This is a genomic window from Variovorax robiniae (assembly GCF_037889955.1).
Taxonomy (GTDB): domain Bacteria; phylum Pseudomonadota; class Gammaproteobacteria; order Burkholderiales; family Burkholderiaceae_C; genus Variovorax; species Variovorax robiniae.
Map to the genome: position 1 here is coordinate 1 of NZ_JBBKZS010000027.1, position 13,494 is coordinate 13,494.

Consider the following 13,494-nt stretch of genomic DNA (forward strand, 5'->3'; position numbering starts at 1 on the left):
CCTTCCCATCCCGAACAGGACAGTGAAACGACTCAGCGCCGATGATAGTGCGGGTTCCCGTGTGAAAGTAGGTCATCGTCAGGCTCTTACAGCCCAGAAAGCCCAACCTCAGCAGAGGTTGGGCTTTTTGCTTTTCCGAGCTGAAATGATGGGAGATGAAGTTAGCCCCCTTGGTTTGTGAATTCGCCAGACGTGCGGTCCGCGACGTCTAAAAGCCACTCGTATTTCTGCTTGTCGAACTTGGCATCGACTCGGGTGGCTGAGTTTTGGTGTTTGTGCGGTTCAGACTACGAACAAGCGGGGCATTCCTTCCGCCGCGTGCTTGGACTCATTCACAAAATCCTACTCAGGCCCGCACTGCGCGAGATACGCGAGAGAGGCGCCATGGCAGCCGGTCATTGCGTACCCGTAGGGGACCACCGGCGCATCGGCTCGTGCACGGCACCTGCATAGGGCCACCGATGGCGCGCGAACCTGGTGTACTTGTGGACGACGTCACGGTGCGTTGAACTCACTATGCCGATTTCAGCCTCGAGGCGCAATAAAGCTGTAAAAATCGGCCCATGGAGGCACTCGACAAGCTGGATCGCTTAATACTGCGCACGCTGCAAGCAGACGGGCGGGCGACCTATGAGCAGCTTGCGGAGCAGGTCAGTCTCTCGCCGAGTGCTGTGCTTCGGCGTGTCAAGCGGCTGGAGGAAAGTCGCGTGATCGATCGCTACGTGGCGCTCGTGAAGCCTGAATCCGTTGGCTTGGGCCTCACCGCCTACATCAATGTCCGGCTTGAAAAACATACCGAGAGCCACAAGCGCAATCCCATGGATGTCTTTCGGGCCAGCGTTCAGACTTGGCCGGAGGTTGTCGAATGCGCGGCGTTGACTGGTGATATGGACTACTTGATGCGTGTAGTCGTCGCGGACATGGCGCACTACAGCCGCTTCATCATGGACACGCTACTCAAGCACCCTAGCGTGGAAGACTGCAAGACGAGTTTTGTCCTCGATCGGGTCAAGACGACCACCGCCGTGCCCGTCTAAACTGACGGACTGGTTCGTTTTACGCCACAATGTCTAGTAATACGTCACTAGAGCGTCACTTATCGGCCCCGTCCGACATCATTTATTGGGGGAAACCCTTATATTCGGAGCATGCTCAATGCAAGCTCCCTTCTCAAGGCGTCGTTCGGCGCTGGTTCTTTCTTCAAAGTGCCGGCTACTGAGTCTCGCCTGCCGGATGACCCAGGTCAGCAACCGGTCCTCGTGCCCATCCGTTCCATTGGTCCGGGTGAGCGCGACCGCATCGCGCGCCATCTGTTGGACCTGGACCTGCACGACCGTTACCTTCGTTTCGGCTATGCGGCGTCAGACGAGCAAGTGCAGCGCTACGTTGATACGCTGGACTTCGACCGCGACGAGATCTTCGGTATCTACAACCGCCGGCTCGAGATCATCGCACTGGCACACCTGGCCTTTCCCCCGGCGGGCCAACCTTTGGATTGCGCCGAGTTCGGCGGATCAGTGTCCAAGCACGCTCGCCGACGCGGTTACGGGGCGCGTCTCTTTGAGCGCACTATTGTCACGGCGCGCAACGAAGGCATCGGCATGCTCTTCATTCACGCCTTGAGCGAAAACGCGGCAATGATCAAGATCGCGCGCAACGCCGGCGCCACGGTCGTGCGCACGGGATCGGAAGCCGAGGCCCACCTGGAACTGCCGAAGGCCGACTTCGACAGCCGCATGACCGAGATCGCCCTCGACAACTACGGCGAAGTCGATTTCCAGCTCAAGACACGCGCCAAGCGGTTTTGGACCTTCCTGCATGCCATGCAGGAGATTCGGCGCGGCGGTCGTCCCGCGAGCGATCACACCGCGTCCTGAGTCGCCCGGGCCGCGAACCGGCCGCACGAGCGCTGCGATGCCCGGGAGGCGTTCGCCTTTCCGGTATCCTTGCGCTTCCCCAACTACGCCCTCCCGCAGTGGCCGACCCTCACCCTGAGCGCACCCCCGTCGAACGGGAAGACAAACGCAGCTTCTTGCAGAAGCTGGCCGAATTCATCCATCCTGGACCGGATTCGCGCGACGAGCTGATCGAAACCCTGGCCGACGCAGAGGACAACGACGTGATCGGCGCCGAATCGCGCGTGATGCTCGAAGGCGTGCTGCGGATGGCCGACATGACCGCCGCCGACGTGATGGTTGCCGCGCCGCGCATGGACCTGCTGGACATCGACGCCTCGCTCGATTCCTTGATCCACGTGGTGATCGACACGGCGCATTCGCGCTTTCCGGTGTTCGAGGGTGACCGGGAGAACATCATTGGCATCCTGCTCGCGAAGGACTTGCTCAAATTGCAGCGCGCGCCGGGTTTGAATGTGCGCGCATTGCTGCGGCCCGCGACCTTCGTGCCGGAGAGCAAGGGCCTCAACGACTTGTTGCGCGAGTTCCGCGGCAATCGCAATCACCTGGCCATCACCATCGACGAGTTCGGGCGTGTGGCGGGGCTCATCACCATCGAGGATGTGCTCGAGCAGATCGTCGGCGAGATCGAGGACGAGTTCGATATTGCCGAGGAAGAGGGCGACATCTTTGGCTTGGCCGACCACACGTACCGGGTGTCGGGCGACACGCCGATCGAGCGCGTGGCCGAGGCCTTCGGCATCGTCTTTGATGAAGAAGTGCTGAGCGAGGACTTCGACACCATTGGCGGACTCATTGCGCACGAGATGGGCCATGTGCCCAAGCGGGGCGAGCACCACGCGCTGGGTGGTTTCGACTTCGTCGTGCTGCACACCAAGGGCGGCGCGGTGCGCTGGTTCAAGGTCTCGCCGGCGCGCGGCGACGACGCGGCCGATTGAACACCACGACGCTGCTTCGCGCGCTCGGTTTTGCGCTGGCAGGCACGGCGCAAGCGGCGTCGATTGCCTGGCCTTGGGGCGGTCAGCCGCTCTGGTGGCTTCAATTGCTGTCCATGGCGGCGTTGGTGTGGCTGCTGGAGGGCTTGCGGCTCGACGCGGCCCCTCGGCCTTGGCGCAGGGGCTTCGGTCAAGGCTGGGTCTTTGCGACCGCCTGGCTGTGCGGCAACTTCTGGTGGCTGTTCATTTCCATGCACACCTATGGCGGCATGGCGGCGCCGCTGGCTGCACTCGCGGTGCTGCTGCTGGCAGCAGCCTTGGGGCTCTACTACGCGGTCGCATGTGCCGTGTTTGTCGCTTGGGCACCTCGACGCTGGTGGTGGCGGGCCCTGAGCTTTGCGGCCCTATGGACCTTGGCGGAGTTGATCCGCGGCTATTGGTTCACGGGCTTCCCATGGGGGGCGAGCGGCTATGCGCACGTTGAGGGGCCGCTGGCGAAGCTGGCGCCCTGGGTCGGCGTGTACGGCATCGGCGCGGTCGCCGCACTGTTGTGCGCGGTGTTGGCCCAGTGCTTGCGACTCGACCATCGGCTCAGGTCATCGTGGCTCGCGCCCGTCAGCGTCGTTCTTGTGCTCACCGGCTTGAGCGTGGTGGGCGTGACCGACGTCACCGCGCGCGCAGCGAACGCCGCACCGCCCCCACTACAGATCGCATTGCTCCAGGGCAATATTCCACAGGACGAGAAGTTCATCCCCGGCGGCGGGGTGGCCACGGCGTTGAACTGGTATGGCGTGCAATTGCGCGATGCGAGCGCTTCGCTGGTCGTCACGCCGGAGACCGCGCTGCCCCTGCTGCCGAGCCAGTTGCCGCCGGGCTATCTCCATGCGATCGCCTCGCGCTACGCGAGCGGCACGCAAGCCGCCATCGTCGGCTTGCCGATAGGTGACGCGCGCGGATACACGAACACGGTGCTCGGTTTCAAGGCGGGACAGGCGGCGCCGTATCGCTATGACAAGCACCACCTGGTGCCATTCGGGGAGTTCGTGCCGGGCATGTTCCGCTGGTTCACCGAGATGATGAGCATCCCGCTGGGCGACTTCGCGCGCGGCGGACTGGCGCAGCCTTCCTTCGAGTGGCAAGGACAGCGCATCGCACCGAACATCTGCTACGAGGACTTGTTTGGGGAGGAGATCGGCGCGAACTTTCGCGACGAAGCGCGGGCGCCAACCATCCTGCTGAACGTCAGCAACATCGCATGGTTCGGTGATTCGGTTGCGATCGACGAGCACCTGGCCATTTCGCGCATGCGCGCGCTGGAGTTCCAGCGGCCGATGGTGCGGGCCACCAACACCGGTGCCACGGTTGTGATCGACCACCACGGCGTGGTGACGCAGTCATTGCCGCGGCTCACGCGCGGGGTGCTGGTGGCGATGGTGGAAGGGCGCAACGGCATCACGCCTTATGCCGCCTGGGTCTCGCGTTACGGACTGCTGCCGATGTGGCTCGTGGCGATGCTGGTGGTGGCGATCACGGTATTGCCTGGCGCGCTTCGGCGTCGCGGTTCCTGAGCGCGCCTTTTCATGGAGACGGGCACATGAAGGCAAGGCGGCAATGACCTGCGAGGCGGCAGCGCCCGCCCCTTGCAAGCTACGTTGCGCCCTGCGCTACATCATTGGCCGAGGCGCACGAGGCGGCCAGGCCGCGCTTCGGTGATCGCGCCGTCGCGCTGTACCGCCTTGCCGGCGACCCAGGTGCCGCGATAGCCGGTGGCCTTTTGCAGGAAGCGCTTGCCGCCGGCTGGCAGGTCGGCGACGAGCTTGGGCGTGCCGACGCCGAGGGCTTGCGGATCGATCACATTGATGTCGGCGCGCATGCCGACCTCGAGCGTGCCGCGGTCCTCCAGGCCGAGGTAGCGCGCGTTGCGCTGGGTCAGCATCTGCACCACGGTCTCAAGCGGCAACCGGCCCTGCTTTCGGTCGCGAACCCAGTGCGTGAGCATGAAGGTGGTGAAGCTCGCATCGCAGACGGTGCCCACGTGCGCGCCGGAATCGCTCAGGCCCGCGAGCGCGCGCGGATGTTGCAGCATTTCGCCGAGTACGTCGAGCGAGCCGCCGTTGTAGTTGAAGATCGGGAAGTAGATGAGGTGGTCACCATCGCCGCCGGCCAGGTGGTCGTACAGCGCCTCCAGGGGCTTGATGCCGGCCTGCTTCGCACGCACCAGGAAGCTCTGCATCACGGAGGGCTCGTAGTCCGGCGAGGGGCCGAGCGGGAACATGCGGCCGCTGATCATGTCGATGCGGGCCAGCAGCTCGTCGACGAGCGGAGGGATGGCGGTGCCGTCACCGGCAAGGCGTGCTGATTTCTCGCTGAGGATGCGTGCCTTGCGCGCGGGCTCGCGCATCGCGGCGGCGCGTTCCGCCAGCGGAAGGTGTGCGATTTCCTTGTAGCCCGGGAAGCCCATGAAGGGATGGAAGCTGGCGTCCAGTCCGTTGATGACGCCGATGCCCCGCGCAGCGGTCTGCAGGTACAGCGGTAGACCTTGGGCCACGCCGGCCTCGACGCGATCGCGGATGGCGATGTACTGCTCGCCGCCGGGGTCGCGCTGCATCCATGTCATCGACAGCGGTCGACCGCAGGCGCGGGCGACCTGCTCGATGAGCGCGAACTCGCGATCGAAGTTCTCGGGGCCACGCAAAAGGTCGAAATCGCTAACGCACTGCACGACGCCGTGCTGCAGGCCTTCGAAGGCCGAGGCGATGCCGGTCAGTTCGGCCGCGCTGGCTTCGGACGCCGGTGTCTCCAGTCCGTCGGACGTGCGATGGTTGTCGCTGCGGCCGGTGCTGAAGCCGGCGGCGCCCGCTTCGAGCGCTTCGCGCAACAGTGCGCGCATGGCCGCGATGTCTTCGGGCGTTGCAGCCTGTTGCGCAACCGCGCGCTCGCCCATCACGTACATGCGCAAGGGGTCGTGTGGCACTTGCACCAGGTAGTCGAGGCTGCGTGGCGTGGCGGCCAGCGCGTCCATGTACTGGGTGAAGCTTTCCCAGTTCCACCGGATACCTTCATGCAGTGCGGCACCGGGGATGTCTTCCACGCCCTCCATGAGCTTGACGAGATCGTCCTCGTGGCCGGGTCGCACGGGCGCGAAGCCGACGCCGCAGTTGCCCATGACGACGGTCGTCACGCCGTGATGGATGCTCGGGGAGAAGCAGTCGTCCCAGGTGGCCTGGCCGTCGTAATGGGTGTGGATGTCGATGAAGCCGGGGGTCACCCAGGCGCCTTGGGCATCGACCGTTTCACGCGCGGTGCTGGCGAGCTCGCCGGGCGTGCGGCTGATGGCCGCGATCTTTCCGTCACGCACCGCGATGTCGGCGGTGTACGGGGCAGCGCCAGTGCCGTCGACCAGCGTGCCGTTCTCAATAAGCAGGTCGTGCTGCATCTTTTCGTCTCCAGAAGAATGCCAGCGAAAGTCCGCTGACGATATGCCAGATGCCCCACAGGCTGGCGATCAAGACCATGCCCAGGTCACTGTTGAATTGCACCGCGATGATGCCGAGCGCGAGGCCCGAGTTCTGCATGCCGCCTTCGATCATCACGGCGCGGCGGTCGTATTCGCTCACGCGCATCGCGATGCTGGTGATGAAGCCGAAGAACAGGCCGCTCGCGTTGTGCAGGATCACGATGACGAGCAGGGGCAGCAGGCCGATGGTGAGCAACTGCCGTTGCACGATAAGGCCGACGACGATGAAGGCCAGCAGCGCGACGAGCGAGAAGTTGGCCAGCGGCTTCTGCAACCTCTTCGACAGCGCGGGCTTGAAGTGCGTGAGCGACAGACCCAGCGCCATCGGGATTGCGAGCAACAGCAGCAGGCTGACCCAGATGTCGGACGGGTCGATCGAGAGCGTGCGCAGCCAGCTCGCGGTGTGCGGATTGTTCGCCACCATCCAGCTGAAGTTGAATGGCGTCGCGAACAGCGCAATCACGCTGGCCACCGCAGACACGCTCACCGACAAGGCCGTGTTGCCCCGGCCGAAGTGCGTGATGACGTTGCTGAGCGACCCGCCGGGGCAAGCCGCGACGAGGATCATCGCGACCTCGATGTCCGGTGGCAGGTCGAGCACCATAGTTGCCAGCCATGTGCCGACCGGCAAGAGAATGAACTGGGGAATCAATCCGCAGATGACGGCGCGGGGCGTCTGGGCAACCCGTTTGAAGTCATCAACCTTCAGCTCCAGCGCGACCGAAAAAACCATCGTGGCAAGGACCACGCTCAATATCAATTGTTGTGCGCTCAAAGCGATCTCCTCGGGCCGAGAGCCTAACCGCTGTGGCGCCGGCCTCGCCCCCGTAAAATCACCGGCTTTCGCGGGCTTCGCCTGCGCTTATGTGTCCAATGTCCGGAATACACCGGCCAGTCTCATGTTGACCTTCCAGCAAATCATTCTCAAATTGCAGTCGTACTGGGCCGACCAGGGCTGCGCATTGCTGCAGCCCTATGACATGGAAGTGGGCGCGGGTACCTCGCACACGGCCACCTTCCTGCGTGCCCTGGGGCCGGAGCCGTGGAAGGCGGCCTATGTGCAGCCGAGCCGCCGTCCCAAGGACGGGCGCTATGGCGAGAACCCGAACCGCATGCAGCACTACTACCAGTACCAGGTGGTGCTCAAGCCCGCGCCTTCGAACATCCTGGAGTTGTACCTGGGCAGCCTGGAAGCACTCGGCTTCGACCTGAAGAAGAATGACATCCGCTTCGTCGAGGACGATTGGGAGAACCCGACACTCGGCGCATGGGGGCTGGGCTGGGAGGTCTGGCTCAATGGCATGGAAGTCACGCAATTCACCTACTTCCAGCAGGTCGGCGGCATCGACTGCAAGCCGGCCACCGGCGAGATCACCTATGGGCTCGAGCGCCTCGCGATGTACCTGCAAGGCGTGGACAACGTCTACAACCTGACGTGGACCGATGGCCTCACGTATGGCGACGTCTACAAGCAGAACGAGATCGAGCAGTCGACCTACAACTTCGAGCACAGCGATGCCAACTTCCTCTTCACCGCCTTTGCTGCGCACGAAAAGCAGGCCAAGCACCTGATGGAGCAACAGTTGGCACTGCCGGCCTACGAGCAAGTGCTCAAGGCGGCGCACAGCTTCAATCTGCTCGATGCGCGCGGCGCCATCAGCGTAACGGAGCGGGCGGCCTACATCGGCCGCATCCGCAATCTCGCGCGCAGCGTTGCGCAAAGTTACTACGAGAGCCGCGAGCGGCTCGGCTTCCCGCTGGCACCGCGCGAGTGGGTCGCGCAAATCCCGAAGAAGGCTGCTTGAGCGATGAGCATGAACAACAAGAATCTTCTGGTCGAACTGTTCGTCGAGGAACTGCCGCCGAAGGCCTTGCGCAAGCTGGGCGATGCGTTCGCGGGCGTGCTGCGCGATCAACTCGTGGCGCTGGGGCTCGCTGGCAGTGGCTCGGTGCTGACGGCCTTTGCATCGCCGCGCAGGCTGGCGGCGCATGTGACCGACGTGGCATCGCAGGCAGCCGACAAGGCCGTGTCGCAGAAGCTGATGCCGGTCGCGGTCGGGCTCGATGCTTCGGGCGGCGCGACGCCGGCATTGCTGAAGAAATTGACCGCGCTCGGCGCCGATGCCTCGGCGGTGGCGGGGCTCAAGCGCGCGCAGGACGGCAAGGCCGAAGCCTTGTTCTACGAAAGCACGGTGAAGGGCGCGACGCTGGCCGAGGGCTTGCAGAAGGCATTGGCGGAAGCCATCGCGAAGCTGCCGATTCCCAAGGTGATGAGCTATCAACTCGAGACCCACTGCGAGCTGCCGGGATGGAGCAGCGTGAGCTTCGTGCGGCCCGCACATGGACTCGTCGCGCTGCATGGTGCTGATGTGGTCGCCGTCGAGGCGCTGGGTCTGCAGTCGGGCCGCGACACGCATGGCCATCGCTTCGAGGCGAAGGTCGATCCGGTCGTGCTGCGCGATGCGGACAGCTATGCGCAACAGCTGGCCGACGAGGGCGCGGTGATCGCGGGATTCGATGCGCGCCGCGGCGAGATCGCGCGGCAACTGGCTGCTGCGGCCGCGAAGGTGGGCGGTGGCGCGAAGCCTGTCGAGGACGATGCGCTGCTCGACGAAGTCACCGCATTGGTCGAGCGGCCCAATGTGTTGACTTGCTCCTTCGAGGAAGAATTCCTGGCGGTGCCGCAGGAGTGCCTGATCCTCACGATGAAGGCCAACCAGAAATACTTCCCGCTGGTCGATGCGCAGGACAAGCTCACCAACAAGTTCCTCGTCGTCAGCAACATCACGCCTGATGATGCGAGCGCCGTGATCCAGGGCAACGAGCGCGTGGTGCGTCCGCGCCTGGCCGATGCCAAGTTCTTCTTCGACCAGGACCGCAAGAAGACGCTGGCCTCGCGTGTCGAGTCGCTGGGCAAGGTGGTCTATCACAACAAGCTGGGCACGCAGGGCGAGCGCGTGGAGCGCGTCATGCGCATTGCGCAGGCGATCGCTGCCAAGCTGGGCGATGCGAAGCTCTCGCAGCAAGCCGTGCAGGCCGCGCAACTCGCGAAGGCCGACCTGGTGACCGACATGGTCGGCGAATTCCCCGAGCTGCAAGGCACGATGGGCCGCTACTACGCCCTGCACGACGGACTCGATGCCGCGGTAGCCGATGCCATCGAAGACCACTACAAGCCGCGCTTCGCTGGCGACACCTTGCCGCGCGGCGAGGTGGGCATCGTGGTTGCGCTGGCCGACAAGCTGGAGACACTGGTCGGCATGTTCGGCATCGGCAACCTGCCGACGGGTGACCGCGATCCGTTCGCGCTGCGTCGTCATGCATTGGGCGTGGTGCGCATGCTGGTCGAGCGTGCCTTACCCTTGCACTTCTACGAACTGACACGGCTGGCTTACGAGGCCTTCGGGCCGCTGCTGGCGAAAGATCCGTCCGTCGAACTGGATGAGTTCCTCATAGAGCGCCTGAAGGGCTACCTCAAGGACGCCGGCTATTCGGTGCCCGAGGTCGATGCCGCGGTCTATGCGCGCAAGCTCACTGAATGGTCGAGCCTGCCGAAGCGATTGGCAGCCGTGCGCGCCTTCGCCGCGCTGCCCGAGGCACCCGCGCTGGCTGCGGCGAACAAGCGCATCGGCAACATCTTGAAGAAGTCGCCCGAATCGGCGGACGCGCCGGTGGCCGAGTCCTTGTTGCAGGAGCCTGCCGAAAAGGCACTGCACGCCGCAATGCAACAGGTCGTCCCGACGGCCGATGCGCAGTTCAACGCTGGCGACTACACCGCATCGCTCCAATCCCTCGCCGCCTTGCGCGCGCCGGTCGACGCCTTCTTCGACGGAGTGATGGTCAATGCGGAACAGGCGGACCTGCGGCTGAACCGGCTGGGCCTGCTGAAGTCGCTGCACGAGTCGATGAACCGTGTGGCGCAATTGGAGCGGCTCGCAACCTGAGGCAATCACCATGAAGCTCGTCATCCTCGACCGCAACGGCTCCATCAACGTTCACCGCGAGGACTTCGTCAAGAGCGAGGTCGAGTGGACGCCGTTGCCCAGTGCGCTCGAAGCGATCGCGCGGCTCAACCATGCGGGCTGGCATGTGGTGATCGCTTCGAACCAGTCGGGCCTGGGCCGCGGCCTGTTCGATGTGGCCTCGCTCAACCAGATGCATGCCAAGATGCACAAGATGCTGGCGGCCGTGGGTGGCAAGGTCGACGCGGTGTTCTATTGCCCGCACAGCCCCGACGAGAACTGCGAATGCCGCAAGCCGAAGCCGGGCCTGTTCCTGCAGATCGGCGAGCGCTACGGCATCGACCTCGATGGCGTGCCGACGGCCGGTGACAGCCTGCGCGACGTGCAGGCCGGCGCGGCGGCGGGGTGCGAGCCGCACCTGCTGCTGACCGGCATGGGCGAGGCGTGCCGCGGCGTCGTGCCGCTGCCGCCCGAGTACCCGCCCAACACGCGGGTCCATGACGACCTCTCGGCCTTCGTCGACTTCCTGCTGGCGCGCGAGGAGCGCGAAGCAAAGGCGGCGCTCGCGGCGCCGCAAGACTGATTCTTTCCATTGCACAAGAAGATCGATTTCCATGGCATTTCTCCGCTCCGTCGTTCACATGCTGTGGATGCTCGTCACCGTGATTCCCTGGGGCATCATCATGGTGGTCGCCTCGATCTGGCGCCGTGGCGAGCCGCTGTGGTGGATGGCGGTGCGCTGGCTGAGCTGGGCGATCGGTGGCGCCCGCGTGATCCTCGGCATCGAGACGCGCGTGGTCGGCATGGAGAACCTGCCGCAGGACAAGCGGGCCGGCGCCATCCTGCTGGTCAAGCACCAGTCGACCTACGAGACCTTCCTGATGCCGACGCTGATGTCGCATCCGCTGGCCTATGTGTTCAAGCGCGAACTGATCTACGTGCCCTTCTTCGGTTGGGCCATGGCGCGGCTGGACATGATCCACATCGATCGCAGCCAGCGGGCGCAGGCCTTCAACAAGGTGGTCAGCCAGGGCCGCGCGTTGCTGGCGCAAGGCATCTGGATCATCATGTTCCCGGAGGGCACCCGCATTCCGCGCGGACAGAAGGGCACCTACAAGTCGGGGGGCACGCGGCTGGCCTGCGAGACCGGCGCGCCGGTGGTGCCGATTGCCGTGACCTCGGCCAAGGTCTGGCCGCGCAAGGCTTTCATCAAGCGGCCGGGCATCGTGGATGTGTCGATCGGGCCGGCGATACCGAGCATCGGCCGCAAGCCGGACGAATTGATGCGTGAAGTCGAGGACTGGATCGAGGCCGAGATGCGTCGGCTCGACCCCGAGGCCTATCGATGACACACGCACACACGCCGGGAGGCTGAGACATGCGCGGGCTGCTGCAACACACGCTGGACCTGTTCGAAGGACTGTCGACGGACGCGCCGGGATCGAAGACGCCGTCGAAACCGCGGTCGAGACGCGCCAAGCCTGTTGCGCCCGTGGTGCCGGCTGCGCCGGAGGGGCCTGCCGCACCCGTCGCCGATGCGGTTCCGCGCACGTCGCAGCCTGAAATTTCGCTGGCCGATTCGCTGGCGCCCGCGCGCTTCGTGCATCCTCGCGCCACGCGCGAGACCATGCTCGGCAATGCGCGCGTGGCCTATGAATTCACACGCGGACAACGGCGCACGATCGGCTTCGTGGTCGGTGCGCAGGGGCTGTCGGTGCGGGCGCCGCGCTGGGTGGCGTTGCGCGATGTCGATGCGGCGTTGCAGGAGAAGTCCGCCTGGATCCTGCGCAAGCTGGCCGAGGCCGACCAGCGCTATGCCCGGCTCGAATCTGCGCGCATCGAATGGCGCGATGGCGTGAGCTTTCCATTCCTTGGCGAACCGGTCGTTGTGCGGCTGGATCCCAAGCATGGCTTCAAGGGCGTGGGTGCGGTGCTCGAAGCCGGCGACGACCCGACGCAGCCCAGGACCTTGCGCATGGCGCTCGCGCAGAACGCGACGCCGGAACAGATACGCGATGCCGCGCAAGCCTGGCTCTCGAAGCAGGCGCGGCGCATCTTCATTGAGCGGCTGGATCATTTCGCGCAGCGCCTCGGCGTGCGGTGGACCAAGCTGTCGCTCTCGAACGCGTCGACGCGATGGGGCAGCGCCAGCGCCGACGGCGGGATTCGCCTGCACTGGCGATTGATCCACTTCCGGATGCCGGTGATCGACTATGTGGTCGCTCACGAGCTCAGCCACCTGCGCGTGATGGATCACAGTCCACGCTTCTGGGAAACGGTGGAGAGCGTGGTGCCGGACTACGGCGTGCTGCGCAAGCAGCTCAAGGACGAGACCATGCCTCGCTGGAGCTGAAGCACCCGATGGAAAAGAGAACCTATCTCCTGGTCCATGGCGGATCGCATGGCGGCTGGTGCTGGCGCGACGTGGCGGCGCATCTGCGGGCGGCCGGTCACTTCGTGCTGACGCCGACACAGACCGGCTTGGGCGAGCGGCGCCATCTCATGAGCCGGGACATCACGCTGGAAACCTTCGTCGACGACATCGTCAACGTGATCGAGGCGGAAGAACTGGAGGATGTCTACCTGGTGGGCCACAGCTTCGGCGGCTGCGCGGTGGTGGGTGTCGCTGAGCGCATGCCGCAACGACTGCGGCACCTCGTGTTCCTCGACTCGCTGATTCCGATGTCGGGCCAGAGCATCATGAGCGGGCTGCCGCCGGACGTGCAGGAAGCCAGGCTCGCTGCCGCCGACAAGTTCAGCGGCGGCCTGTGCACGCCGGTGCCGCCTGCCACCAACTTCGGCCTGTCGCGCGAGCGCGAGGGCGATGCGCTCATGGATTGGGTGGAGCGCCGGCTCACGCCGCAACCGCTCAAGACCTACCTCACCAGCCTGACCCTGGCGAACCCGGTGGGCAATGGCGTACCCGCCACCTATGTCCGCTGCACCGACCCGTTGTACCCGATCGTCACGCCGAGCGCCGAGCTCGCGCGGTTGCAGCCCGGATGGGATTACCGCGAGATCGCGACGTGCCACGACGCGATGATCTCGGCCCCGCGCGAGCTGGCTGACATGCTGCTCGCCGTCAACGCAATCTGAGCTGCGTCATGAAAAGGTGTGAAGATTCCGTAGCGAGGGCGTCGAGGTCGGATTGAGCAGCGCAGCCG

General features: G+C 64.8%; 12 protein-coding genes and 1 rRNA gene. 11 read left to right on the forward strand and 2 right to left on the reverse strand.

Annotated features, from left to right (window positions below):
• The 5 genes from rrf to lnt form a co-directional block, all read left to right on the forward strand.
• A 5S ribosomal RNA gene (rrf, locus tag WKW79_RS37110) occupies positions 1-84 on the forward strand; the annotation flags it as partial.
• Positions 85-563: 479 nt separating this feature from the next.
• Positions 564-1,037, forward strand: a complete 474-nt coding sequence (locus WKW79_RS32460; protein ID WP_340339361.1) for an Lrp/AsnC family transcriptional regulator — start codon at positions 564-566, stop codon at positions 1,035-1,037.
• A gap of 111 nt (positions 1,038-1,148) precedes the next feature.
• Positions 1,149-1,877: a GNAT family N-acetyltransferase gene (locus WKW79_RS32465; RefSeq protein WP_340339362.1), complete on the forward strand. Its 729-nt coding sequence runs from the start codon at positions 1,149-1,151 to the stop codon at positions 1,875-1,877.
• Between the two features lie 98 nt (positions 1,878-1,975).
• Positions 1,976-2,854 carry an HlyC/CorC family transporter gene (locus WKW79_RS32470; protein WP_340339363.1) on the forward strand — a complete coding sequence of 293 codons (879 nt, stop codon included), beginning with the start codon at positions 1,976-1,978 and terminating at the stop codon, positions 2,852-2,854.
• Complete coding sequence (gene lnt / locus WKW79_RS32475) at positions 2,851-4,419, forward strand: apolipoprotein N-acyltransferase (protein WP_340339364.1); 1,569 nt, start codon at positions 2,851-2,853, stop codon at positions 4,417-4,419. Before WKW79_RS32470 ends, lnt begins: the two co-directional genes overlap by 4 nt.
• A gap of 101 nt (positions 4,420-4,520) precedes the next feature.
• On the opposite strand, the gene WKW79_RS32480 is transcribed toward lnt, so the two are convergent.
• Positions 4,521-6,287 carry an N-acyl-D-amino-acid deacylase family protein gene (locus WKW79_RS32480; RefSeq protein WP_340339365.1) on the reverse strand — a complete coding sequence of 589 codons (1,767 nt, stop codon included), beginning with the start codon at positions 6,285-6,287 and terminating at the stop codon, positions 4,521-4,523.
• Entirely contained in the window at positions 6,265-7,143 is an 879-nt protein-coding gene (locus WKW79_RS32485; RefSeq protein ID WP_340339366.1) for a bile acid:sodium symporter family protein, read from the reverse strand. The genes WKW79_RS32480 and WKW79_RS32485 overlap by 23 nt, the downstream gene beginning before the upstream one ends.
• 124 nt (positions 7,144-7,267) lie before the next feature.
• Here WKW79_RS32485 and glyQ point away from each other — a divergent pair, with 124 nt between their 5' ends.
• Genes glyQ through WKW79_RS32515 form a run of 6 tightly spaced genes read left to right on the forward strand, consistent with a single transcriptional unit; the run spans position 7,268 to position 13,426 of the window.
• Positions 7,268-8,173 carry a glycine--tRNA ligase subunit alpha gene (glyQ, locus tag WKW79_RS32490; RefSeq protein WP_340339367.1) on the forward strand — a complete coding sequence of 302 codons (906 nt, stop codon included), beginning with the start codon at positions 7,268-7,270 and terminating at the stop codon, positions 8,171-8,173.
• A 9-nt stretch (positions 8,174-8,182) separates the two neighbouring features.
• Positions 8,183-10,312, forward strand: coding sequence for a glycine--tRNA ligase subunit beta (gene glyS / locus WKW79_RS32495; protein ID WP_340339368.1), 2,130 nt, complete (start codon positions 8,183-8,185; stop codon positions 10,310-10,312).
• A gap of 10 nt (positions 10,313-10,322) precedes the next feature.
• A complete protein-coding gene (gene gmhB / locus WKW79_RS32500) occupies positions 10,323-10,913 on the forward strand; it encodes a D-glycero-beta-D-manno-heptose 1,7-bisphosphate 7-phosphatase (protein ID WP_340339369.1) in 591 nt (196 codons plus the stop codon).
• 31 nt (positions 10,914-10,944) lie between these two features.
• Positions 10,945-11,679, forward strand: a complete 735-nt coding sequence (locus WKW79_RS32505; protein ID WP_340339370.1) for a lysophospholipid acyltransferase family protein — start codon at positions 10,945-10,947, stop codon at positions 11,677-11,679.
• Between the two features lie 29 nt (positions 11,680-11,708).
• Positions 11,709-12,683 carry a M48 family metallopeptidase gene (locus tag WKW79_RS32510; RefSeq protein ID WP_340339371.1) on the forward strand — a complete coding sequence of 325 codons (975 nt, stop codon included), beginning with the start codon at positions 11,709-11,711 and terminating at the stop codon, positions 12,681-12,683.
• 8 nt (positions 12,684-12,691) lie between these two features.
• Positions 12,692-13,426 carry an alpha/beta fold hydrolase gene (locus WKW79_RS32515; RefSeq protein WP_340339372.1) on the forward strand — a complete coding sequence of 245 codons (735 nt, stop codon included), beginning with the start codon at positions 12,692-12,694 and terminating at the stop codon, positions 13,424-13,426.
• Positions 13,427-13,494: the final 68 nt, after the last annotated feature.